Consider the following 24,679-nt stretch of genomic DNA (forward strand, 5'->3'; position numbering starts at 1 on the left):
CTGGTCGTCACGTCATCACCTCCCGTCCGGGGCCGACGCTCGCCCCGCGGGATCGCAAACGTCTGACACCTAAGGTTGGCACCGCAACCGCCAGCAACCCGAGTCTAGGGCTAAGCACCGCCCGCGTTGACGGATCAGTGGCTAATGAACGGGGAGCAAACGCAACTGCATCCCGGTCGTTATGTTTCCCCTAAGTTACGCGGACGATCACCTGAAGCGAATCAGCCGTGGCGGGCAGGTCCGGAGGTCACCGGGTAGGCAACGATGTAGGCCGCTGGCATGTGCGTATCGTGTCGAACCCGGTGTCTGCTCAAGGTGGCCTCCAGCCGGGTGCGGCATCCCCAGTTCTTCAAGGCCTCGCCTTCGATGACAACCGCAGCGCGACGCCGGTCGACCTTGACGATGACCGGAATTTCAAGCCGCGCCGCCTCTGCGGCGATCGCGCGGGCCAGCGGAATCAACGGTTCGGAAGCCACGCATCGACCCTATCGAACGAAAGTTCGATGCGCTCAAGAGGGTAATCCGACCCGGCGAGCCACAACCGAAATCGGTTGGCACGGCAACCCGTCGACAAGCAAGAACGGCGCAGCGCACGGCGGTCGGACGGCCGAGGGCGCGTCAGATGGCGCCTTGCCCCGACGCCCCACACCCCGCACACCACGGCCCGGCCGGTCGACGCCGGCCGGGCCGTGGTGTGCCTGCCCGCACTTCGGCAGAAAGGGCCGATCCGCGATGCAAGACCCCGAGGGGCCCGACCCCTACAACGACGTCCCACCCCCCGACGAACCCAACGCGCCGGCCGTCGCCGAAGAGCCGGGCACGGCCGCGGCTGGTGCGGCGATCCTGCCGCCCGGCCACCGATTCCCCAACGGCTACGAGCTCGACGACGCCGGGATCGTGCTGGTGATCCCGCGCACCGACCGCGACGGCGAGCCGCTCGAACCCAAAATCATCCGGGTTTCCTACGGCCCGATTGCCGTGGTTCAGACATACCACTCGCACGAGGGCGACCAGTGGTTTGACGTGCGCTGGCACGACGGGTTCAAGACCGTAACCCGCCGCGTGGACGGCACCGTATTGCGCTCCGGCCGCGCCCTGGTCCGTGAGCTTGGGGGCGCCGGGATCCCGCTGTTCGAGGGCGACTCCCGCGCTGCTGAGCGCTACCTCGCGGCCTACCTGATGACCAACAAAGGAGCCCTGCACATGGAGACAGTCACCGTCGCCCGACACCTCGGGTGGCAGGAAGACGGCACGTTCGTATCCTGCGACGGCGGTCCGTGGCCGGTTGAGCCCGGCCAGCCCGAACAGCGCCCGATCCTGACCGCCTACCGGCCCTCCGGCACCCTGGCCGGGTGGCAGGAGGCGGTGCGCCGGGTCGAGCGCTACCCGGTGGTGCGTGCCGCACTCGCCGCGGCGTTCGCGCCGGTGCTACTCAAGACTCTGCGGCTGCGATCGGCGACGCTGGACATCTCCGGCCGCTCCACCCGCGGCAAGTCCACCGCCGCGGCGCTGGCGCTGTCGGCATGGGCCGACCCGTCCAGCGACGCTCAGGGCATGGGCACCTGGAAATCCGGGATCATCATGATTGAGAAGCGTCTCAACCTGGTCCGGGGCCTGCCAACCGTGCTGGATGAAACCCGCGTGGTCAAGTCCCCGGACATCGTCGACCAGGTGCTGTATCAGGTCTCCATGGACCAGGGCGCCGCGCGCGGCGGGGGCTGGGCCTCCATGCTGCCGTGGTCCACCATCCTGATCAGCACCGGGGAACAGCCCGCGCTGTCGTTCACCTCCCACGAGGGCGCCGCGGCCCGGGTCATGTCGCTGCGCCGAGCACCGTTCGGCACCGGCGGGCCGGCATCGGCCGCGGACGCCATGGCGGTCACCGATGCGATCGGCCGGCACTTCGGCACCGCCGGCCCGGCGTTCGCCGCCAAGGTGGCGGGCAAGCTGGCCGAGTCGGACGGCGCGGCATGGATCCGCAAGCGCTACGGCGACCTGGTCGAGCGCCACGCTGCCGCGGCAGACAACGACGTGGCCAAGCGCCGTGCCCCCTGGGTGGCCGCGCTGCACCTCGCCTCGCAGCTCGCCTACGAGTGGGACATCGTGCCGCTCCCGGCTCTCGCGCTGGAGGTCTGGGCCGACCTGCTCAGCGAGGAATCCGCGCGGGAGGACCGCGGCGGGATGGCGCTGGAAGTCGTGCGTTCCCTGATCGGATCCCAGGGCCACCGACTTCAGCCCCTCGGCGCGAACGTCAAGGGCGGGCCGACCGTTCCCGCCCCCACCGGCGGGTGGATCGGCGCGCATGTCGAGCGCGACGGCGCCCCGGCCGTAGCGTTGCTGCCGGACCCGCTGGCCGAAGCTCTCGCGTCGACAACCCCGCCGATCGTGCTCGATGCGGTCCGGGAGGCATGGGCCGAGTCCGGCACGATCGTCATGGACGGCAAGCGCATGGCCCGGGAAAAGGTCGGCGGTGAGCGCGTGCGCTGCTACGTGTTCACCCGCACCGTGCTCGACGGCGAACCCGACGACGACCCGACCCCGCCCGCCGAAGACACGCCGGCCGAACCGGAGTGGCGTAGTGAGCCACTGCCCGACGCCGAGGGATGGCCGACCGGCACGTACGGCGCGGACGTCAACGACTGACCCGCGCGCGAAAAAACAGCCCTCCCAAATCCTGATTCTTGGGTCCCGAAGAGTTCTTAGAGACTCTTTTACCAGGTCAGAGGGTGTTTTCAGCGGGACCCGGGTGGGACCCGGACCGGGACCCAACGGGACCCAACGGGACCCGATCATGAAACCGAACCTTGATCGGGTCCCGCCGGGGCCAGCCCGGTCCCGCCCGGGTCCCACTCGGGTCCCGCTTACTTCGCAGCTCACGGCCCTAAAGCCATTATCGGGACCCGTGATCGCTCCCCAGAGAGACCCCGAAACTTTTCCGCGCTGCGAGGGGGGGCGGGCAATGCCTCCAACCCCGGCCCGCATCTGGGTCGGCTCCCTTGGAGGCATTGCCCGCCCCCTCGCGGCCGTCGCCTGAAAGGAACCGGCGATGTCCCGAACCCGACCGCCGGGGCTGCACCTCGCGCTGAGCCTGGCCCAACTCGGATGGCACATCCTCCCCCTGACGTGGACCCAAAAGCGCCCCCTGGCCAACTGCGACCAGTGCGAACCCCGCCGCGGCACGGCCCCGCACAACCCGGCCGGATGCCCCTGCATCCCGGCCGGCCGATGGTGCCACGGAGTGCGCGCGGCCACCATCGACCCCGACCGGCTCACCGCCTGGTGGACCGCCGAACCCCGGGCCGTCCCCGGCGTCGCCACCGGCCCGTCCGGACTTTGCCTCATCGACATTGACACCGGACACCAGCCCCTCCCAGACAACCTGGCAACCCACCTGTTGCCCGGCATCGACCTATCCGCCGAGGACATCCCCGCCGCGGAATGGAACGATCGGGCGCGCTTCCGGGACGGACGCGACTCTCTGTCCCTGCTCGCCCGTCTCCGCGGCCGATCAAACCCGTGGCCACAAGGCGAGGAATACCGCCCCGTCTCCACAGCAACACCCTCCGGCGGCCGGCACCTGTGGTACCGAACCCCCGCACCGGGACTTCACCAGGTCATCGCCAACACCCGTAAGCCACGCCCCTACGGCCTGGCCTGGCAAGTCGACATCAAAGCCGGGTGGTCCTACGGCATCGCCCCCGGCGCCACGACCGCCGCGGGTCTCTACAAGCCCCTAAATGGCCACCCGGCACACGTCGGCACCATGCCCCCGTGGAAGGCCGCGGAGGTCATCCGCGTTGCCTCGCAATCCCCGCCGGAGCCGGCCGTGCATTCCGGGACGGAACGGCGTCGAACTACGGCCGGCAGCAACCACGCGCGGGCATATATCGACGCCATCCTTGCCAACCGGCTCCCACAGATCAAAGAGCTACGCAACGGCCGATGGACCGAACTCAGCGCACTGGCCTTTCGCATCGGCGGACACCTCGCCGCAACTGGCATTGACCCCGGCGACATCCCCCAGCGGCTCATAGACGCCGGATACGCGGCCGGCCTGAGCTACCGCAGAGCCGAAAGTGCCGTCACCAGTTCGCTAGCCAACGGCCAAAACCGACCATGGCCCATTCCACCATCACGCGCACACTCGGGAGGTTCGCATGCCGCGCGATGAACTGCTGACACTCACTCAAGTACTGGCCGAACTGGGTGAGGGCGACAAGCCGCTACCCCGGTCGACATTCCACGATTGGCGAGCAAAGCAATGCGCGCCCCGCTGTATCAAGTTGCCCAACGGTTCACTCCGCTTCCGGCGTAGTGAACTTAACCGGTGGCTCGAAAAGCTCGAAGAGGCAGCCTAATGACTAAAACGTCGTACGACGTTCGCGTGTACGAAATTGAGGCACGCAAGAATTCTCAGGGCAAGGTCACGTCATACCGTCTGGAATGGCGAGTCGACGGCGAACGGTTTAAGGACTCGTTCAAGCGTAAGGTGCAGGCGGACAAGTTCCGTTCCGATCTCGTCTCCGCGGCGAGCAAAGGAACCCCCTTTGACGTGTCGACCGGCCTACCGATGTCGGCAACGTCAGTTCTTAAGCCGCTGGCGTGGTACGCATTCGCGTGCGACTACACCGATTCGAAGTGGAAGGATGCATCCGCGAAGCATCGTGCGGATATCGCCCGTGTCCTCATGCTCGCGACCCCCATGTTTTTCGTCACCGGACGAGGGAAGCCGGATGCCAAGTTGCTCCGGCGTGCGCTCTCTCGCTACGCCTACAACACCAAACAACGAGGGGACGCGCCCGAAGACGTGAAGGCCGCGTTGGCATGGGTGGAGCGAAACACAAGGAACGTGGATTTCGTCGCGGACGAGGAGGTGTTGCGGAACGTCCTAGACGTCATTACCACAAAGCAGGACGGGACGCGCATGGCGGCAGTCACGGTCAAGAAGTACCGCGGCATCCTGCATAATGCGCTTCAGCATGCCGTAGTCAAAAAGGCATTGGCCTCCAACCCTCTGACCGGATTGAGCTGGATTAGCGTAAAGGCCAGTAGCGAAGTCGACCGGCGTTCGGTTCTCAATCCACCGCAGGGGAGAGCGTTTCTCGCCGCCGTGGCGGAAGAAGAAGCGGCGGGCGGTCGACAACTGGTCGCCATGTTCGGAGCGATGCTCTACTGCGGTCTTCGGCCCGAGGAGGCCGTCGAAGTGGCCGATTACAACCTCGTTTTGCCTGATCTGGTCAAGAATCCCGAGACAGGAGAGTTGGAGGAACCCCCGGAGGACGACGACTGGGGAGAGCTGTTCGTGGGCCCCGTATCGCCAGAAGTCGCGCGCGATTGGACGGACAGCGGCGACGTGCGGGACACAAGGAGCATGCCTAAGCACCGGGCCGAGAACGAGACGCGTGGCCCCATTCCCGTTCCGCCAGTACAGGTCCGGCTCTTCCGGGCCCACCTCAAAGAGTTCGGCGTCGGAGCAAACGGGAGACTCTTCCGTGGCGTCAGGGTCGACCACGTGCCGGGCACGACGATTCGCGAGCTTCACCGAAGGGCAAGGGCGAAGGTCCTCAGCAACACCGAACTAGATACGCCGCTTGCCAAGAGGCCGTACGACCTGCGCCACACGTGTCTATCAACCCAGCTCAACGCCGGCATCCCACCGCAACAGGTAGCCCAGTGGGCGGGGAACAGCGTTGAGGTGCTGCTCCGCACGTACGCCAAGTGCCTCACCGGCCAGGCTGACGTCATGCGCAAACGGATGGCCGCAGCGCTGCGGGTGTAGCCGTGGGGACGTATTGGGGACGGCCCGCCATCGTTGGCCGGTCACGGCCGGACACAGCCGTACACCAGTTCGGCCGTGTCCGGCACGTCGCTAGAGGTCAGTCCGGGTTTTCGCTGGTTCCGGCGTATGCCACGTGCGCCCCGGCGAATGCTCTGCGCTGATTCTGGTTCAGTTGTTCTAGGTTCGAGTCCTGGTACCCCAGCCTTGCGAGAGCGGATCCCCAAGGGATCCGCTCTTTTGCGTTGCTTGTACGACACTTGCTACTCACGAGTAATTGAGTACCCGCACTCTCCCGCCGATGCCCCCGCCGCCGCCACCCTTGAGGCATGAAGAAGCAATGGGAGACGTTCTGGGGCCTGGCGTTCTTCGGGGGCCTCGTGGCGCTGGTGGCGCACTTCCTGCACGTCCCCGGGCGGACGATGCTGACCGTCGGGCTCGGCGCGGTCAGCCTGTACTGGCTCCTGATCATCACCACGGTCCCGTGGAACCTGTACTTCAAGGCGCGGCGGGTCCGGCACGAGATAGGCGTCTCGCGCGAGCGCGGCATCACGGTGCCGGCGGGGCGCGAGGCCGAGGTGCGGCGCTGGGAACGGTGGCTGCTGTGGCTGGCGCTGGCCGGACACGCGGTGACGGCGGCGGTGGTGGCCGGCCTCACTTACGCCTCGGGGCACGTCCTGGGCTACTACGTCGCCGCCTTCTACCTGCTCAGCTGTGCGATCCGGCCGGCGGCGGCGTACCTGGCGTATGTGAAGGCACGGATCGCGAGCCTGCTGAAGGAGACCACGCACCCGCGCGACGACGTGCTGGAGCTCACCACGCAGCTGGCGAGCCTGTCGGCCCAGGTGGAGGCGCTGCACACGAACATGCACGACGGCCAGGAGCGGGCGTTCCGGGAGCTCGACGACGTCCGCGACGGCCTGCGGGCCGCCGACGCCCGGCTGCGCGAGGACGTACGGCTCTCCCGCGAGGCCGTGGAGGCCGACCGGGCCGGCCTGCGGACCCGGATCGAGGAGGCCGAGCGGCACGTCGCGACCATCACCCGGCACTTCGACCAGGCCGTGGACGGCCTCACCGACCAGCGGGAGCTGCTCGGCGGGATCCGGGCCTTCGTGCGGCTGGTGCGGGCCGACGCGGCCGCGGCCGAGGGGTAGGGCGGCGGGTAAGGCGACAGGCCCGGGGATGCGGCGGCTCGACCGCACCCTCCCGGGCCCGCGATTTGGGCGAACTCCGTCGATCGCCTAAGATAGGTCCCGCTGCCGGCGCCTCAGGCGCGGCGGCACTGCTAGGGGCCCCGTTGTGTAGCGGCCTAGCACGCTGCCCTCTCAAGGCAGTAGCGCGGGTTCGAATCCCGTCGGGGCTACCTCACAGTAAGGGCTCTTACGATCTCGTAAGAGCCCTTACTGCATGTTTGGTGGCATATTGGGCCCGGACTGCCATCAACGCGTATCAGTACGCACCGCAGGGGGGACTCAGCGTGACGACCGACAACTGGGCCGACAACTGGACGGCGCCCTCGACCGACGACCAGGGGCTGCTCGCCGCCCAGGCCGCGAACGACCCGGACGCGTACCTGGCCGTGCTGGCGCGGCTGGACGTGTACGTGCCGCGGCGGGAGCCGGATCAGGGTTCGAAGTTCAGTCTGCGCCGCTCGGTGGTGAAGCTGAACCAGCTCACCGTCTACGGCCAGCTGAACAACGCCATTCGCGGGACGTCGAAGTCCGCCCTGACGGTCAGCCAGGAGTACGCCACCACCCGGCGGGGGGCGCGCCTGATCCTGCCGGTGTACACCCGGGCCCTGGTGCCGGCCGAGCGGCCCGAGGGCGTGTACTTCGACCGGAACCTGTTCCCGGCGTGGGTCCAGGACCTGGCCAAGCAGCGGCAGACGATGCAGCTCGTGATCAATCCGGGGACGCCGGAGGAGCGCGAGTTCAACGTCGGCAAGGCCGCGCAGTGGATGAAGAAGCACCCGCACCTGGTCGGCAGCTGGAACCAGCTGCACGGCACCGTGCGCACCGTCTACAACGAGCCGACTCAGGGCGACCTGGCCCGCGCGCTGGCGTGCGGGGCGCACCTGGCGGCGAGCAACGCCGTGCCGTGGAACTCGATGGGCCGCCCCTTCCTGAACTACCACGACCAGCTCGACTCGCTGCGCGAGTGGTGGGGCATCGAGGGCCCGGTGCAGTGGCAGAACCAGGTCGACGCGCTGCTGGACACCGAGAACCCACAGCCGGCGGACCTGGTCCTGGGCATCCGCGCCGAACGCGGCGCGGGCGCGCAGCCCAGCGGCGACCCGGCCCACGACACCCGGGCCCTGACCGAGGGCGTCGAGGCCTGGTGCCGCGACCGCGGGGCCCCGGAGCGCCTCCGGCAGGAGATGCTCGACATCGCGCAGTGGGTGGTGCGCTGCGAGACGTGGATGCGCAGGGACAGCGTCATAAGGCCGGACGCCATCGTGGCCACCCAGGCCGCCTGGGACTGGGGCCGCTGCGTGAACATGGCCCGCTGGGGCCTGGCCTGCGGCTTCTGCGACCGCACCACCGCCGAGCAGATCGTGCGCCACGCCGGCGGCCTGTGCGCCCGCGCGTACGCCGACTGGGGGCAACTGTCGGCGGCGTACATCCTCGGACGGGTGGTCAAGATGGGACGCCAGGGCAATCCGGAGAACACCTACCGGGACACCCTGCAGATCCACCGCGCGCTCGCGCAGGATCCCGCCAGCCCGTTCCTGACGCTGTCGCTGCGCTGAGCGCGGCGGGAGCGCGTGACGACGGGACGACGGGAGCGACGGGAGCGACGGCGCGCCAGTGCGGCCGGGGCGGCCGGACGCCCTGATCGCACCGCCAGTGACCCTGGTCACGGCCCGGCCGCCGGCGGGTAAATACGGGATGAGCGCCATCCGAAGTGCGCTATGCTTTCGGGGTCGCCAGGCGCCACGGAGCGCAGAGGCGGCAGCTAGGGCCCCGTTGTGTAGCGGCCTAGCACGCTGCCCTCTCAAGGCAGTAGCGCGGGTTCGAATCCCGTCGGGGCTACTTGCGTGACGGGCCGATCGCTTTACGTGATCGGCCTTTCCACATGTCAGGGCCCCTTTTTTACTCTGCGGCCATGGACCGGGCCGGTATCGGGAACTACGCAGAACGTTGCATCCCCGCAGGTAGATACCTATGTCGATCTAGCACGGGTTCGACACCCAGGGTTTGTCCGGTTCGCCGTCTGTGACGCTGTTCCGTCACCCGTCCGAACGGAACCGTGAGCCGGTCGCGTCATCGAGCCTGGCACACACAGCATTAAATAGACGTGGACGTCTCTGAGGAGCAGCAGGCCTCGCTGCGAGAACTGATCACAGCGCCCGACACGTCCACCGGCATCGCCGCCCGCGCACACATCGTCCTACTACGTGCGCAAGGCCGCGTCCGAGGCGAGTCGCGAAACAGTGCTGAGTGTCACTGCCGACCGCAGACCGCCGGGTGACCCGCTTCGCCGAACGCCGAATCGCGGGCCTTGCCGAACGTCCACGCGCCCGCGCCCAAGTCCTCGACCACATGCGCCAACGTGGCCTGGAGCCGGCCCGAACCTCGCCGCCGGTGCGAGGACCGGCCCCGGGTCCGATAGCTTGGGGTCTCATGACGGCCGGGATGGATGCAGCCCTGGCGGCGAGAAGGCATGAGGTGGCGTCATGAGGTTCGCGGCGCGCGAGCGGCTGGTTGCGGTCCTGGCCAAGGAGTTCGGCGAGCCACCGTTCGCGGTCGTCGAGTACGCCGATGCCGGACTGCTCGACGTGCGGGTCGAGGGTGTCGGCCAGCTGAAGTTCCCAGTGACTCCCGCGCAGGCCCGGAAGCTGTGTGCACTAGGCACAGCGGCGCGTTACGGCCGCGGCGAACAGACTCTGACCGACGCGTCGGTGCGCGACACGTGGGAGGTGCCGAAGGCCGCGGTCGAGGTGAGCTGGTCGCCGAAGTTCATGTCTGTGCTGGACGGGATGCGCGAGCAGCTCGGGCTGCCGGACTCCGCGACGCTGCGGGCCGAGCTGCACTCACTTCTAGTCTACGAGCCGGGCCAGTTCTTCCTGCCGCATCAGGACTCCGAGAAGCACGACGAGATGGTGGGCACGCTCGTGGTGACGCTGCCGTCCCGGCACGCTGGCGGCGAGCTCGTCATCAAGCACGGCTCGCGCAGCGCGGTCTCCTTGGGCTCGGCGTCCAAGCTGGCTCTGGCCGCGTTCTACGCGGACTGCCGCCACGAGGTCAGGCCGGTGAAGTCCGGGAATCGGATCGCCGCCACGTTCAACCTGCTGCTGGACGGCGGCGCACCGCAGGCGTCGGGTCGCGACGCGGCGGCGGAGGCCGCGCGGTATCTGGGCGACCACTTCACGACCCCGTCCACGGCGTACTCCTGGGGGAAGCCGTCGGTGCCGAAGCGGCTGGTCTACCTCCTGGACCACGAGTACACCGAGCGCGGGCTGAGCTGGGACCGGCTCAAGGGAGGCGACGCCGACCGAGCTGCGCTGCTGCGGGCCGCCGCGGAACAGGCCGGCTGCCGGGTGATGCTCGCGGTCACCGAGATCAAGGAGACCTGGGACGCCTTCCCCGAGGGCTCGGACTACGAGGAGTCGTACGACGACGAAGATGATGAGGACGGCAACGGTGAGTACCAACTCAACGACCTGATCGAGACGGTCACGACGCTGTCCTGCTGGATCGACCCGGACACCGGGCACCGCGAGCAGATCAGCCTCGACGTCGGCGACAACGAGGTCTGCGCCTCGACCGCGACCGACGACCTGTCGCCCTACGACGAGCAGTACGAGGGCTACATGGGCAACTACGGCAACACCCTGGACCGCTGGTACCGGCGCGCGGCGCTGGTGGTTTTCCCCGACGGCCTGGGGTTCGCCAACCGGGCCGAGGCGGTTCCGGCCTGGGCGATGCGACACGTCGCCGAGCGGGCCGACTCCGGGGACGTCGCAGGGGCCCGCGCCGACGCTGCCTCGCTCGCGCCGTTCTGGACGGCAAAGGTGGGGCCGGGACCCCGCGCCGACGTGTTCGGCCCGGCGCTGGACGCCGCGCAGGCCGTGGACCAGCCGGATACGGCGGCCATGCTGCTGGCCCCGTTCCGGGCCGAGGACCTGCTCACCGAGCATGCCGCGCCGCTGGTCCGCCTTGCGGAACACTACGGCGGCACATGGCTGGGCGGGATCTTGAGCGCCTGGTCCGCCACCGGCCGGCACGAACTGCACGGCTACACACCCGAGTCCCGCGTCTGGTACTCGGCGCTGCCGGCGCTGTGCGGCAGCTTGGCCGCCGCCGGCGGCGGGGGTTCGTCCGCCGCCGGTGTGCTGCTGCGGTCGGCCTGGCTTCGGCTGACCGCCACTGCTGCACCGCGACTCCAGGCGCCGGCTCCCAGCAGCCGCGCCGCCGGATCAGCGGAACTCTCCGAGCCGCTGGCCGCGGTCATCGCCGCATCGGCCGCCGCGGGTCCCACGACGACGGCGTTGAGCGACAGTATCGCGGCTCACCTGGCAGGGCTCGGTGATGAATCACTGCCCTGGCAGCTCGCAGGGCTCCGCGCCTTCTCCGCAACACACGACGCACCCGATAGCCGTCTGGCGGCGGCCGCGGCAGCCGATTGCGCCCGTCGGCTCGCCGGGCGACTGGCGCGGTCGGCGCGCGCGGCCGGCGACTGGTCGATCAGGTTGCCAGATGACTGTGCTTGTCCGCTGTGCGAAGTCCTGACCGCGTTTCTGGCCGATCCGGCACTCCGGATCCGGGAGTGGCCCCTGGCCAAAGACGGTCGCCGACACGTCCACACGCGCATCGACGCGATCGAACTGCCGGTCGGGCACGAGACCCGACGCGAGGGACGCCCGTACACCCTGGTGCTGACCAAGAAGGACACGCTGTTCACCGACGAGCAGGCCGCCCGCGCGGCCGATGCCGACGATCTGCGGTGGCTGCACACGGCGTGGCCCCAGACTGTCCGATGAGCAACAGCTCGCACCTCCGACTCGCGCGGGACGCCTGTCGCACCTCCCCCCGGCCCGCTGCCGAACGCCGAACCGGCACCGCCCCGCCGGCTCCGGTCTCCTCGGCCCATCGCTCGCCGAGCCGCCCGCCACGTCCGGGCTGAGGAAGTCAGAACTGGCGGAACTCGCCGACCACGCGACCCGGCGCGTGGGAACTGCCCACCTGAAGGATGATCGGGCGTTCGGACCGCCAGTCCAGCCAAGAATCAGACTCCATGGCCGTCCCGATAGGCCAGAGGACACTGCTGCGAGCCAGCGACCGGCCCGTTAGCCAGCGGCGATGCCAGGTCCGCGTCTCGGCCCGGCGGATCTGCGCCACGACGGTGTGGCCAAGCGGGTGCTGCGTCCGGCAGTCACGGTCCCACCGTACTCACGCACCCCGGGCGACCGGATGGCTGCTCGCCGGGAACGGGCCCGCAGCCGCCCCTGAGGCGGCTCTGCAACACTCCTGAGTGGCAACGCGGGACTGTCACGTCTTCTGGCCGACACGCGCGGCATCGTTCAAGACATGAGCTTCGCCGGACAGCGGCAGCAGTCGCTGCACGCATTGATCACCACTGCTGGCTCACCACCATGGTTTCCGGCCCGGGTGCCACGGTCTCGGTTGGCTGTCGCCCAAGGCTGGAGGATAGGCGAGATTCGGCTTAGGAGCTGACTTGGCGGGATCCTCCCTGTGCGGCGCGTCGGGACTCCAGCCGTCGAGGAACGGGCGAAGTTCATCCGCGTTCGGCTCAACCTCGAAGGGCAGGCGGCCCAGGGACCGTTGCCCGGTTGTCGGATCAGTTTGATCGGCCAGGGCCAAGCCGACGTCACGCCAGGACCGGAGGTTCAGTGCGAGCCCGGTGTCGTCGGCCCGCTCGGCTTCGATCGCGGACTGGTCGAGGACTACGCAGATCTCGCGAAGGTCTCGTGCGTCACGCCAGGCATGAAGGGCAGCGACCAGAGTGGCCTGGCGGACCGCGTCGACGGCTTGAGGCCGTGCTTCGGCAAGGGCTGTTTCCCAGGCACGGCGAGTCTCGCCCTCCTTCCTTTCCCGCTCCAGTCGGGCGGCTTCCTGTTCGCGAAGCCATTGTGCGTGCGCTTCCGCCCGCCGCCGCTCAAACTCGAGCCGCTGAGCCTCGTCAGCGTCGAACCCGGCCTGGGCCTCCTTGGCAATCTGCCGGATGCGCGACTCCAGCGTGCCCCGCTTGTCGTCTGTCCAGGTGTCGCGATTCCGGTAGCCGTTCTTCCCATAGCCGGCTCGATCGATTCTCAACTCCAGCCGACCGGATGGTACGCGCTCGGTGCTGCCGTAGTACTGCCAGGACTGACTGCGCCGGCCGCGCTGCGGCGTACTGGGGACCTCATCGTATTGCTCGGACAGTTCGAGTTCCTGTTGCGTGCCGCTACCGCCGAAGCGGTAGCCGAGCTTGGCGTGCTGGCCGCGTCGCGCCATGCGCACCTCGTATCCGTGCTTCGCTGCTTCGTCTCGGAGGGCGATCAGGAAAGCGACCGCTCGGTCGCGCTGCCCGACACTGACTCTCGCCAGTGCGGCGGGGTTCTCCGCGAGGAGCACGCCGAGGTCTTGATCCGCATGTTTGGGCTTGCGAAGGTTGAGCCGAACGCGGTTCCAGTCAGTCTCGTCGGGGTTATCAGCGTCCAAGAGCCGGATGACGATGTCGCCGCTCGCCCGACCGGTATGGCGCAGGATGCTGGCCTCGGGGACAAGCCCATACTGCTTGGCCGCATGGATCTGACGGCGATAGGAGGCGCGCGTTTCGTCATCTGGATCAGTGATCCGCAACGTTCTGTCGCTAGTCTCCGCCAAGCGCTTGACCAGTGCGGCAGCGGAGTCTCGAGTTGCCGCCGCTCGTGTCTCGAGTACCGCCTTGGCCTTGGCGTCGGCCGCCTCTGGCGTTTCCGGACGGTCAGGGTGCCGACCGTGCCGCAGATAGAAGCGTCCGGTATCGGTGATCGCGGCTGTGAACACGCCGCCCCGCTTGTCGATCGTGATGAGTCCTCGACTCCGCAACGCGTACGCCGATTGCCTCGCCGAGGTCGCTTCGGGGGCGCTGAGCGTGTCACCGTCCGCGATGCGCTCAAGGAGATCGGATTGTTTGTCGTTGATCGGGTCCCAACGGCGCACCACAACTCATCCCCGCCCGCCGGTCGAGTCTTCGTCATCGAATCTGGCGGCGAAGTCCATGCCCGATTCCACGTCCTCGAAATGGACAGGCAAGCTCTCGACACCGAGTGCCGCCATGAGGCTCATGGTCGGGACGCGGTAGCACCAGGAGGGCCGGATCACTCGGCAGGGGAACGCCTCGCGCCTGACCAGCTTGTAAGCCGTGTTGGTGCTGAAACCGAAGGCCCGTGCAGCCGTCGCCAAACTTACGGAGACGGGGAGTTGGAAGAGCTCGGGGAAGGTGAGCATTGCCGTCTGCTGCCGCATAGGCGTCATCGCAGTCCTCCGTCGCGGTTGTCATGACGGCGGGTGCAGCTATCGTGTGCTTGCCGTGCGACGCGGGTTCTGGGGGGACCTGGGCGGATGCCGCGCTCACCGAGCCGGATGTAGCGGACGACGCTGTCGATGGGTTCGACTGCCTGCCGGCGTCGCGCTCTGTCGCACAGACCCGCGCGCGCGGCCAGCGATCCCAGGCGTTCGCCCTCCAGACGGCCCTCGTCGACGTGCTCAGCAGTCGCGGTTTCACGACAGAGCTCGGCGCCTCCGGAGCCATGGGCACGATCGCGATCCGTCACCCGGACACTGACCGTCTCGGGATCGCGCACGGAAAACTCGCGACTGGAGCGACGGCAAGTGCGCCAGCCGTGGCTGCTCGCGGCCCGCCACAAAGTTCTACCGAGCCGCGAGGCGTCGACATCGATGGTTCGCAGGGCTTCCAGGAACCCGAGCACGATCTCCGACTGGGCGTCCGCATAATCCACACGTCCATGCTGGGAAAGCCTCCACGACGCGGCGCGGAGACCAGAGGTCATCGCCCAGATCGCCACGAGCTGCCACGGATCGCGCTGCATCCGCGCCCGGATGATCAGCTCCGACCAGACTGCGTCACTCGCCTCGACGCTCGTGTCCGGATTGCTGAGGATGGCGCGGACGTCAGCCACGGCGACGGGGCCCGACGAACCGTCAGCCAGGACGATGCTCGATCGGATGTCTGACGACCTGATGTGGATGTCGATGGATTCGAACAGGGCGAAGTGACTCGGACAGGTGGACACTGTCTGCTCCTTGATCTTGGAGTTCGGGTGGCTCGAACACGCCACCCTCCAAGACCAATTGAGCACGTGTTGGACCGTTTGGCTGCCGAATCTCCGAATACCAGCAGAATTGACCATTCCGACCACTCGTTAGACGGACTGGCTGCGGTCTATCCACGCCTTGCGGCATCCAAGCGCCACCGGCTCGTCGGGACTATGCGCCTACGGACCGATCTGAATTGACATCAGGGATCCACTGACTACTTCAGGTCGGCTGCAGCGCCAGCACGCGATCATGGCAGCCGGTGATCGACCTCGATTCGAAGAGATCGCAGGTCAGCGCCGCAGGATCTGCCGTTGTCATGGACCGATGTGCATGGATCCCCGTCGGGGCTACTCCAGTGAACGGCCGGTCGCTCCGCGCGACCGCCTTGCCGCACGTCAGGGGCGGCTTTCCAGTCCGCGACCATGGCCGGATCGCCAGCGCGGCTGGTACTCACCGTCTGCACGGCATGACGCCCGCAACGTACTCCGGATGACATCGGTAGCCACTCCGGAGGACGAGGCGCGGTCGCCAAACCGATCCCGAGCCGGAGGCACCCTGGGCTACTTGTTCTCCGTCGGACCAACAGATCCGTTACGGACGGCAATCGATACAGAACATGCTGCATCCTCAGTCAAGTATCCACTCAATAGCGATATGGAAAGATCGCAGGTCAGGGCCTGTTGCGCCACGGACCGATCTGCACGGATCCCCGTCGGGGCTACTTCTGGAAGGCCCGGACAGACATCGTCTGTCCCGGCCTTCTTACGTTGCCCGGTGTGGACGCGCAGGCGCGGGCGAAGCATCAGGGACCTGACAGTCTTCTTCATCCCGCCGCCGATACCGGAACCGGCCCCGTACTCCCCCGCACGATCAGCTCCGTCGCCAACTCCAGATGTAGCGCGTCCAGCGCCTGCCGCTCCATCAGCCGCACCAGCATCGTCACCGCGATGCGCCCCATCTCGTCCAGGGACTGGCGGACGGTGGTCAGCATCGGGGCGGTGGCGCGGCCGATCTCGCTGTCGTCGAACCCTGTCACCGACAGGTCCGTCGGCACTGTCAGGCTCCGGGCGGCCGCGGCCTGGTAGACGCCGACGGCGACTTTGTCGTTGAAGCAGGCGATCGCGGTGGGGCGGTCCGGGAGGTCCAGGAGTTCGCCGCCGGCGCGCAGGCCGGTGTGGATCGCGGGTTCGCCGTGGCGCAGCAGGTCGGGGTCGCCGAGCAGGCCCGCTTCGGACAGGGCCGCCAGGTGGCCGGCGATGCGGTCGGAGCCGGAGAGCCAGTCCTCGAAGCCGGAGATCACGCCGATGCGGCGGTGGCCGAGGTCCAGCAGGTGGCCGGTGACGGCTCTGGCTCCCGCGGTGTGGGCCGAGGCGATCGAGACCACGCCGCGCGGGACGGGGGTGCGGGGGTCCACGACGACCAGGGGGTAGCGGCGTGCCTGGAGGAAGCGCAGATCCTCGGCGGGCTCCGGCGGCAGGATCAGGATCGCGCCGGAGGTCGTGCGGGAGGTGGACAGGGCGCGGACAACCGGGACGTCCACTCGGGAATCGCCGACGTCGAGCAGGACCTGGCGGCCGGCGGCGACCAGGGCCTCGGCGACGGCCGTCACCAGGGCGCCGAAATAGTCGCTGAGCTTGTACGGGCAGCGCACCAGAACCGGCAGTTCGGTCTTGGGCAGCCGGGGGCGGGGCGCCGGCGCCCGGCCGCCCAGGTCCTCGATCGCCTCCTGCACGCGGCGGCGCGTGTCCTCGGAGACCTGGCCCTGGGCGTTGATGACGCGGGACACGGTCGCGATCGACAGACCGGTCTCGGCGGCGATCGCGCGCACGGTGGTCCGTTCGCTCGTCGAGGGCCGTCCCGAAACATCATCTTGTTTCACCGGGGCAGGATAGCGCGCGCCGCTCGGCAAAGCCCTGGTAAACCGTCTTTATTCGCGTCTTGACGAAAGTGGTGCGCGGTGCTTCACTCCTCATCGGCCAACAGTGTTACGGAACTGTTTCTGTAACAACTCGGGTCGGTTCAGCTGCATGCCATCTCCACCCCCCACAAAGGAGCAGCACAGTGATCCCACCTCTCAACCGGCTCAGACCCCTTCGCACCTCCCTGGCAGGGGCCTGCGTCCTGGGCTTCGTGGCCACCGCCGCGATCAGCACCACCGCGCACGCCGCGACGGTCCGCCCCGCCGCCATCCCCGCTCACTACGCCGCTCCCTACCTGGAGCTCAGCGACGGTTCGGCAGGCGACATGGCCGCCGACATGAGCGCCTCGGGCGACGCCCGCTACACGCTGGCGTTCCTGATCCCGCAGTCCGGCTGCACGCCGATGTGGGAGGCCGGCAACTACTCCGTCGGCTCGTTCACCTCGCAGATCAACGCGCTGAAGGCGGCCGGCGGCGACGTCATCATCTCCTTCGGCGGCGCGCAGGGCGGCGAGTTGGCACAGACCTGCACCAACGTGTCGTCGCTGACCGCGGCGTACAAGAACATCGTCGACACCTACGGCGTCACCCGGCTCGACTTCGACATCGAGGGCGGGGTCCTGAGCGACACCGGCGCGACGACCCGCCGGGACCAGGCGCTGGCCGCGCTCCAGCAGGAGGAGCCCGGAGTCCAGATCGACTTCACCCTGGCCGTGGACCCCACCGGCCTGCCGGGCGACCAGATCAACCTGCTGCAGGATGCCAAGAACCAGGGCGTGAACGTCAACGTCGTCAACCTGATGACCATGGACTACTACGACGGCCAGCCGGTCATCAACGACGCCCTGTCCTCCGCGCAGGCCGCCGCCGGCCAGATCGCGAGCCTGTACGGCATCTCGACGTCCGCGGCCTACGGCAAGGAGGGCCTGACCCCGATCGCCGGCAAGAACGACGACGGCGCGATGTTCTCCCAGTCCGACGCGCAGACCCTGGAGACCTTCGCGGCGAACAACGGCGTCGCAGAGCTCTCCTTCTGGGAGGTCGACAGCTACGACAAGGCGACCGGCTACGCGTACTCCCGGATCTTCAACGCCATCACCGGGAACAGCGGCGGCAATCCCCCACCGCCCACCGGGACCGGCCAGATCACCGGCTACCAGGGCCTGTGCCTGGACGACCGCTCGGCCTCGACGGCCAACTTCAACCCGATCCAGGTCTACACCTGCAACGGCACCACCGCGCAGCAGTGGACGGTGACCTCGGGCAACACCCTCCAGGTCCTCGGCAAGTGCCTCGACGTGAACGCCGCGGGCACCGCCAACGGCACCACGGTCGACCTCTACGACTGCAACGGCACCGCCGCTCAGGTCTGGGTCCCGCAGTCCAACGGCGAACTGCTGAACCCGAACTCCGGCAAGTGCCTGGACGACACCGGCTTCGGCGGCTCCGGCACGCAGGTGCAGATCTGGAGCTGCGCCGCCTCGTCGAACCAGAAGTGGAACCTGCCTTGAGAAAACGTACACTCACCGCCGGATTCGGCGCGCTCGTCCTGACCGCGGGCCTGGTGGCCTTCGGCCAGATGGCAATGGCGACGACGACGGCGCCCAAGGCGACCGCCGCGGACCCGGTCGGCCCGATCACCGGTTATCAGGGCCTGTGTCTGGACGACCGCTCGGCCTCGTCGGCGAACTTCAACCCGATCCAGGTCTACACCTGCAACGGCAGCAACGCGCAGAGCTGGACCGTGGACAGCGCCACGAACACGCTCCAGGTCCTCGGCAAGTGCCTCGACGTGAACGCGGCGGGCACGGCCAACGGCACGACCGTCGACCTCTACGACTGTAACGGGACCAGCGCTCAGGTCTGGGTCCCGCAGTCCAACGGCGAACTCCTGAACCCGAACTCCGGCAAGTGCCTGGACGACACCGGCTTCGGCGGCTCCGGCACCCAGGCGCAGATCTGGAGCTGCGCCGACTCGTCGAACCAGCAGTGGGCACTCCCGACCGGCGGAGGTGGAGGCGGAGGCGGCATCCCGCACCCGGACTTCGGGCCGAACGTCACCATCTTCGACCCGTCGATGCCGTCCTCGACCATCCAGGCCGACATCAACAACGTCTACAACGCTCAGGTCAACAACGAGTTCGGCACGCAGCGCAACGCTTTGCTGTTCGCGCCGGGTTCGTACAACGTCGATGTCCCGGTCGGCTACAACACCGAGGTCGCCGGGCTCGGACTGTCCCCGGACCAGGTGAACATCACCGGCGGCACGGTGCACGTGTTCGGCCACACCGCCGACGGCAACGCCACCCAGAACTTCTGGCGCGACGCCGAGAACATGGAAGTCAGTCCGCCGTCCGGCAGCACGATGTGGGCGGTCTCCCAGGCCGACCCGTTCCGCCGCATGGACGTCAACGGCGGCATGCTGCTGTACGACAACGTCCACGGCAGCGGCGGCAACTGGTCCAGCGGCGGCTACGTCGGCGACTCGCGGATCAGCGGGCAGATCAACTCCGGCACCCAGCAGCAGTTCCTGACCCAGGACACCGCGATGAACGGCGGCTGGACGGGCTCGAACTGGAACATGGTCTTCGTCGGCGACACCAACGCCCCGTCGACCTCGTTCCCGAACCCGCCGTACACCACGGTCGCGCAGTCGCCGACGAACCGCGAGAAGCCGTTCATCTACGTCGACTCCAGCGGCACCTGGCAGGTGTTCGTCCCCGCGCTCCGGACGAACGCCCAGGGCCCGGACTGGACCTCCGGCACGCCGGCCGGCACCTCCATCCCGGTCAGCCAGTTCTACATCGTCAAGCCGGGCGACACCTCCGCCACCATCAATGCCGCGCTGTCGGCGGGCAAGAGCCTGATCGTGACGCCGGGCGTCTACCACCTGGCCTCGGCGCTGAACATCACGGCGCCGAACACGGTGGTACTGGGCCTGGGCATGGCGACGCTGGTCCCGGACAACGGGAACGCCGCGATCACCACCGCCGACGTGGACGGCATCGACATCGCCGGCCTGCTGATCAGCGCCAACTCCACCAACTCCGCGGTCCTGATGCAGATCGGCCCCAGCGGTTCGTCGGCGAGCCACGCGGCCGATCCGACCGAGCTGCAGGACGTCTTCTTCCGCATCGGCGGCGACCAGGCCGCACAGGCCTCGCAGGCGTTGGTGGTGAACAGCAACAACGTGATCGGCGACGACCTGTGGATCTGGCGCGCCGACCACACCAACGGCGTCGGGTGGAACGTCAATCCGGCGAACAACGGGCTCGTGGTCTACGGGAACAACGTGACCATGTACGGGCTCGCGGTCGAGCACTTCGAGCAGTATCAGACCGAGTGGTTCGGCAACGGCGGGCGGACGTACTTCTACCAGAGCGAATGTCCGTATGACGTGCCCGACCAGGGCAGTTGGGTGCCGCCGAACGGGGACACGGGGTACGCCTCGTACCTGGTCGGACCTTCGGTCACCTCGCATCAGGCGTGGGGGCTGGGGATCTACGCGTACTTCCGCGACAACCCCTCGGTGGTGCTCGACCACGCGATCGAGACGCCGAACACCTCCGGCGTCGCGTTCCACGACATGGTCACCACCGTGCTCGGCGGCGACGGGACGATCAACCACCAGGTCAACGAGACCGGCGGGCAGGTCACACCGAGCCACAATGTCAGCTATCTGACGAACTACCCGTAAACATCCCCTGTTGGAAAGGCCGACCGCGATCCCGCGGTCGGCTTTTCCGCTATCGGGCCGCGTATCCGCCGTCCACGAGGTGGTAGCTGCCGGTGATGAACGACGCCCGGTCCGACAGCAGGAACGCGACCAGGTCGGCGACCTCCTCGGCCCGTCCCAGCCGCCCCATCGGATGCAGGGACACCAGGAGTTCGCGCGCGGCGGCGTCCGCGCCGGACAGCAGCGGAGTCTCGATGAAACCGGGGCCGACCGCGTTCACCCGAATGCCATGCGCGGCGTACTCCAGGGCCGCGGTCTTGGTCAGACCGACCACGCCGTGCTTCGCCGCGCTGTAGGCGGGGGCGCCGGCGAACCCGTTGGTACCGAGGATGGAGGCCATGTTGACGATGCTGCCGCCGCCCGCGGCGAGCATCGCGGGGATCTCGTAGCGCAGGGAGTAGAAGACGCCGTCGAGGTTGGTGGCGATGACGCGGCGCCAGTCCTCGACCGGATAGTCGCCGGTGGGGGCGGCGGACCCGGCGATGCCCGCGTTGTTGACGGCCAGCCGCAGCGGCCCCAGCCCCGCGACGGCCGCGGCCACCGCGGCCTCCACCGAGGCCGGATCGGTCACGTCCAGGCGCACGGCCAACGCCGGGACGCCGGTCTCGGCCAGCTCGGTCGCCGCGCGCTCGGCGCCGTCGAGGTCGTGGTCGGCCAGCGCGACCGCAGCGCCGCCGGCCGCCAGCCGCCGCGCCGTCGCCAGCCCGATGCCCGAGGCCGCGCCGGTGACGAACGCGGTCAGGTCGGCGAACTCGGCGACCGCCGGATCGAAGTCGAGCGCCTCCATCGCGGTCGCGGTGCCCTCGCCGGGGGCGGTGGGCTCGCCGGTGCCGTCGACGGCGTCGGCGCCGGGGGCGGAGCCTGGGCCGGGGTCGGTGTCCGGCACGATGGTCGGCGCCTCGGTGCTGGCCAGATCGCGGTCCATGATCCGATGCTGCGGGGCGGGGGGCTTGGCGGCAACAGGAGGGGCGGGGAGGCGGGCGCTCGGGCAGGCCGCGGCGAGCGGGCAGGCGGGCGGCGGCGAGCGGGCAGCCGCCCGCACCAGCACACCGCGAACAGCAGCGGGCCGGCCGGCGGGAAACCACACCGGCCGGCCCGCTCGAGCCGTCTCCCGGGCACTACCGCCCGGCGCGGATCCCCACGTGGTGGAACAGCACGTAGTCGTTCGGGTAGCCGTCGCCGGGACCGTTCTGGTCGTCCTCGCCGGCCGCGGCGATCTTCTGGAGCACGTCCATGCCCTTGGTCACGACGCCGAAGGGCGTGTAGTCGGGCTGGAGCTTGGTGTCCTTCCAGGTGAAGAAGAACTGGCTGCCGTTGGTGTTCGGGCCGGCGTTGGCCATCGCCACGGTGCCGGCCGGGTAGGTGGCGCCGGTCAGGTTCTCGTCGTTGAACGAGTAGCCGGGGCCGCCGCTGCCGGTGCCGGTCGGGTCGCCGCACTGCAGCACCCACAGGCGCTGGGTGGTGAGCCGGTGGCAGTGGGTGCCGTCGTAGTAATCGTGGTCGATCAGGAAGCGGAACGAGTAGGTGGTGCAGGGCGCGGCCGATGTCAGAGCCTTGACGGTGATGTCGCCCTGGCTGGTGTGGAAGACCACCGAGTACGGCTGCGCCGCCTTGGCGGCGTTGAACTGCGGGATGCCCTTGAAATTGTCGGCGGGCACGGACGGGACGAAGCCGCAGGGGTCGGCGGCGGTCGTGGTGGCGGCGTGCGCGGCGGCCGGGGCCGGCGCGGCGTCGCCGGCGACGACCGTCGCGTGGCCGGGGCGCACCGGGGCGGCGCCGCCGGAGGCTCCGGCGCCCGACGCGGCGACAACGCTGACGCCGAGCAGCAGGGCCGCCGCCGCGACGAAGCGGCCGGACCGGCTGGTGAGGCGGGGTTTCCGCATGTTTCAGCTCCCTGAGAGGTGGGCCAGGACGCTTGGAGCCTTTCCCAGGCGTGCCTCGGCTGTAAACCCCTGATGAGCTTTGCGGACCGGCGAATGCCGACCAATCGGGTCGAAACTATCTTCGAGCTCTTACTCGGAGCCCGCGGCCAGCCGCTAGCCCTCGAGCACCGGGAGGTCGGCGACCACCGTGCACGATCCGGGGGCGATCTCGGTGAAGCCCGCGTCGCGCACCAGCGGCCGTCCGGAGTCGGCGAGCGCCGGCCACGCATCCTTCGGCGCGACCCGAACAGCGAGCGGGAAGCCCGCGTCGGCCCACTCCTTGCGCTGGGCGTCGGTCAGCCGCCACCACGCGATCTGCGCGGCGTGCCCGACCTGGGCCATCGCCTTGCCGGCGGTCATCTCCAGCTCCGGGTTGAGCCACAGCACCGGCTGCGAACCGGGCTCGACCGGCGCCGGCGGTTCGGGGTCTTCGAGGTCCGTGCCGGAGACCTGCAGGCGCGCCAGGTCTTTGGGCCAGGCGTCGAGCGGGACCGGCGGGTAGACGCGGACCTGCGCCGGGTCGGTCTCGGCGGTGCCGGTGACGGTGATGCCGGGCAGCGCCTCGGCGCGCGTCCATTCGGCCCCGCGGGCCCGGCGCACGACCTTGCGGATGCGGCCGTCGGTCCAGGCGTGGACCAGGGCCGTCCACTCGCCGTCGGGCTCGGTGGAGCGCGGGTCGGCCAGGAAGGTCAGGACGGCACGGGCCGACGTCTCCAGTGCGTCAGTGCGCTGCGGAGGTGTCGCGCGCTCGATGCGGACCACCAAGGGCAGCACGTATTGCGGATTCGCGTCGCGCGCCGCCGCTTCGGCTTCCGTGGCCGCCGCTACAGCCGGGACTGTCGGCGCGACGGCCGGCGGGACAGTCGATGGGACAGTCGGCGGGGCGAACGGGTCGCCGGGTTCCATGATCGAGCCACTCACCCCAGCAGAATATGCGTCAGCCGTTGGGGAGGATGACGGCCCGCCCCCGGACCTGGCCGGCGTGCAGCCGCTCGTAGGCCTTCGGCGCCTCGTCCAGGCTGTAGGTCTCGACGTGGACCGACACCGATCCCTCACGCGCCAGGTCGAGCACCTCGATCAGCTCGGCCCGCGTGCCCCAGTACGGCGCGCGGAACGCCGCGTCGTACGGCGTGACGCCGAAGCCGACCTGCGCGCTGCCGCCGCCGATGCCCACGATCGTCACGTCGGACTCCACGCCGGCGCAGGCCGAGGCCAGGGCGACGGTCGGGGGCGCGCCGACGAAGTCGAAGACCGCCTCGGCGCCGCGTCCGCCGGTCAGCTCCTTCACCGCGACCGCGGCCTTCTCGTCGGACATCAGCGCCTCGTGGGCGCCGACTTCCCGGGCCAGTTCCAGCTTCTCCGGCGCGACGTCCAGCGCGACGACGCGGGCCGGGCTCAGCGCGCGCAGCAGCTGGATCGCGACGTGCCCGAGACCGCCGGTGCCGATCACCACGGCGGTGCTGCCGCCGACGAGCTTGGGCAGCGAGGTCTTGATGGCGTGGTACGGGGTCAGGCCGGCGTCGGTCAGCGGGACGTTGCGCACCGGATCCAGGTCGCCGAGCGGGACCAGGTGTCGGGTGGAGTCGACGAGCAGGTACTGGGCGATCGCGCCGGGCGCGCCGAGTCCGGGCGGGAAGATCTGCAGCTCGGCGGCGCGCAGACAGTAGTTCTCCTTGCCCTGCGCGCACATGTGGCACATCCCGCAGCCCCAGGGCCCGTACACCGCCACGCTGTCGCCGACGGCGAAGCCGCTCGCGCCGTCGCCGAGCGCCTCGACCGTGCCGGCGCCCTCGTGCCCGAGGGTCAGCGGCAGCGGGAAGCGCAGCGCGGCGGCGGGCATGCTCATCACCGCGATGTCGGAGTGGCACACGCCCGCGGCGGTCACCTTCAACAGCACCTGGCCGGGGCCGGGCTCGGGGTCCGGGACGTCGGCGACCACCGGGGCGGCACCGACCGCCGGGTACTGGAGGGCCTTCATCGCGGGACCGCCTTCCGGAACAGGCTTTCGGGACAGGCTTGCGGGACGGGCTGGCTCCTCCCCACCTTGACGTCCCGCAGCTC

Annotated in this window: 17 protein-coding genes and 2 tRNA genes; 10 read left to right on the forward strand and 9 right to left on the reverse strand. The window is 69.1% G+C overall.

What is annotated here, in order from left to right:
• Nucleotides 1-221: 221 nt before the first annotated feature.
• Nucleotides 222-476, reverse strand: coding sequence for a hypothetical protein (locus ABH926_RS44490; RefSeq protein ID WP_370372915.1), 255 nt, complete (start codon nucleotides 474-476; stop codon nucleotides 222-224).
• A 256-nt stretch (nucleotides 477-732) separates the two neighbouring features.
• On the opposite strand from ABH926_RS44490, the gene ABH926_RS44495 reads away from it, so the two are divergent.
• The 8 genes from ABH926_RS44495 (at nucleotide 733) to ABH926_RS44530 (ending at nucleotide 11,759) form a co-directional block, all read left to right on the forward strand.
• Entirely contained in the window at nucleotides 733-2,643 is a 1,911-nt protein-coding gene (locus ABH926_RS44495) for a DUF927 domain-containing protein (protein ID WP_370372917.1), read from the forward strand.
• Between the two features lie 403 nt (nucleotides 2,644-3,046).
• On the forward strand, nucleotides 3,047-4,171 hold the full coding sequence (locus ABH926_RS44500; RefSeq protein ID WP_370372919.1) for a bifunctional DNA primase/polymerase: 1,125 nt from the start codon (nucleotides 3,047-3,049) through the stop codon (nucleotides 4,169-4,171).
• Between the two features lie 213 nt (nucleotides 4,172-4,384).
• Nucleotides 4,385-5,779, forward strand: coding sequence for an integrase (locus ABH926_RS44505; protein ID WP_370372922.1), 1,395 nt, complete (start codon nucleotides 4,385-4,387; stop codon nucleotides 5,777-5,779).
• A gap of 326 nt (nucleotides 5,780-6,105) precedes the next feature.
• Nucleotides 6,106-6,930, forward strand: coding sequence for a hypothetical protein (locus ABH926_RS44510; RefSeq protein ID WP_370372924.1), 825 nt, complete (start codon nucleotides 6,106-6,108; stop codon nucleotides 6,928-6,930).
• Between the two features lie 136 nt (nucleotides 6,931-7,066).
• A tRNA-Glu gene (locus ABH926_RS44515) sits at nucleotides 7,067-7,139 on the forward strand.
• A gap of 114 nt (nucleotides 7,140-7,253) precedes the next feature.
• Complete coding sequence (locus tag ABH926_RS44520) at nucleotides 7,254-8,525, forward strand: DUF1266 domain-containing protein (protein WP_370372926.1); 1,272 nt, start codon at nucleotides 7,254-7,256, stop codon at nucleotides 8,523-8,525.
• Nucleotides 8,526-8,735: 210 nt separating this feature from the next.
• Nucleotides 8,736-8,808 (forward strand) — tRNA-Glu (locus ABH926_RS44525).
• Nucleotides 8,809-9,452: 644 nt separating this feature from the next.
• Nucleotides 9,453-11,759 (forward strand): 2OG-Fe(II) oxygenase, encoded by a 2,307-nt coding sequence (locus ABH926_RS44530; protein WP_370372928.1) that lies wholly within the window; start codon nucleotides 9,453-9,455, stop codon nucleotides 11,757-11,759.
• Nucleotides 11,760-12,363: 604 nt separating this feature from the next.
• Here ABH926_RS44530 and ABH926_RS44535 read toward each other — a convergent pair.
• The 4 genes from ABH926_RS44535 to ABH926_RS44550 all read right to left on the reverse strand — a co-directional run bounded on the left by ABH926_RS44535 (nucleotide 12,364) and on the right by ABH926_RS44550 (nucleotide 16,921).
• Nucleotides 12,364-13,926 (reverse strand): hypothetical protein, encoded by a 1,563-nt coding sequence (locus ABH926_RS44535; protein WP_370372930.1) that lies wholly within the window; start codon nucleotides 13,924-13,926, stop codon nucleotides 12,364-12,366.
• A 3-nt stretch (nucleotides 13,927-13,929) separates the two neighbouring features.
• Nucleotides 13,930-14,229: a DNA-binding protein gene (locus ABH926_RS44540; protein ID WP_370372932.1), complete on the reverse strand. Its 300-nt coding sequence runs from the start codon at nucleotides 14,227-14,229 to the stop codon at nucleotides 13,930-13,932.
• A 5-nt stretch (nucleotides 14,230-14,234) separates the two neighbouring features.
• Nucleotides 14,235-15,017, reverse strand: a complete 783-nt coding sequence (locus tag ABH926_RS44545; RefSeq protein ID WP_370372934.1) for a hypothetical protein — start codon at nucleotides 15,015-15,017, stop codon at nucleotides 14,235-14,237.
• An 848-nt stretch (nucleotides 15,018-15,865) separates the two neighbouring features.
• Nucleotides 15,866-16,921, reverse strand: a complete 1,056-nt coding sequence (locus ABH926_RS44550) for a LacI family DNA-binding transcriptional regulator (protein WP_370372936.1) — start codon at nucleotides 16,919-16,921, stop codon at nucleotides 15,866-15,868.
• 182 nt (nucleotides 16,922-17,103) lie between these two features.
• Here ABH926_RS44550 and ABH926_RS44555 point away from each other — a divergent pair, with 182 nt between their 5' ends.
• Entirely contained in the window at nucleotides 17,104-18,471 is a 1,368-nt protein-coding gene (locus tag ABH926_RS44555; protein ID WP_370372938.1) for a ricin-type beta-trefoil lectin domain protein, read from the forward strand.
• Nucleotides 18,472-18,539: 68 nt separating this feature from the next.
• Nucleotides 18,540-20,657: a ricin-type beta-trefoil lectin domain protein gene (locus ABH926_RS44560; RefSeq protein WP_370373047.1), complete on the forward strand. Its 2,118-nt coding sequence runs from the start codon at nucleotides 18,540-18,542 to the stop codon at nucleotides 20,655-20,657.
• Nucleotides 20,658-20,706: 49 nt separating this feature from the next.
• On the opposite strand, the gene ABH926_RS44565 is transcribed toward ABH926_RS44560, so the two are convergent.
• From ABH926_RS44565 to ABH926_RS44580, 4 genes are all read right to left on the reverse strand, one after another.
• Nucleotides 20,707-21,483, reverse strand: a complete 777-nt coding sequence (locus ABH926_RS44565) for an SDR family NAD(P)-dependent oxidoreductase (RefSeq protein ID WP_370373049.1) — start codon at nucleotides 21,481-21,483, stop codon at nucleotides 20,707-20,709.
• 331 nt (nucleotides 21,484-21,814) lie between these two features.
• Complete coding sequence (locus ABH926_RS44570; RefSeq protein ID WP_370372940.1) at nucleotides 21,815-22,579, reverse strand: peptidylprolyl isomerase; 765 nt, start codon at nucleotides 22,577-22,579, stop codon at nucleotides 21,815-21,817.
• Nucleotides 22,580-22,732: 153 nt separating this feature from the next.
• Nucleotides 22,733-23,524, reverse strand: a complete 792-nt coding sequence (locus ABH926_RS44575) for a peptidyl-tRNA hydrolase (RefSeq protein WP_370373052.1) — start codon at nucleotides 23,522-23,524, stop codon at nucleotides 22,733-22,735.
• A 31-nt stretch (nucleotides 23,525-23,555) separates the two neighbouring features.
• Complete coding sequence (locus tag ABH926_RS44580) at nucleotides 23,556-24,596, reverse strand: NAD(P)-dependent alcohol dehydrogenase (protein WP_370372942.1); 1,041 nt, start codon at nucleotides 24,594-24,596, stop codon at nucleotides 23,556-23,558.
• Nucleotides 24,597-24,679: the final 83 nt, after the last annotated feature.

It is taken from the genome of Catenulispora sp. GP43 (genome assembly GCF_041260665.1).
In the GTDB taxonomy this organism is placed as follows: Bacteria; Actinomycetota; Actinomycetes; order Streptomycetales; family Catenulisporaceae; genus Catenulispora.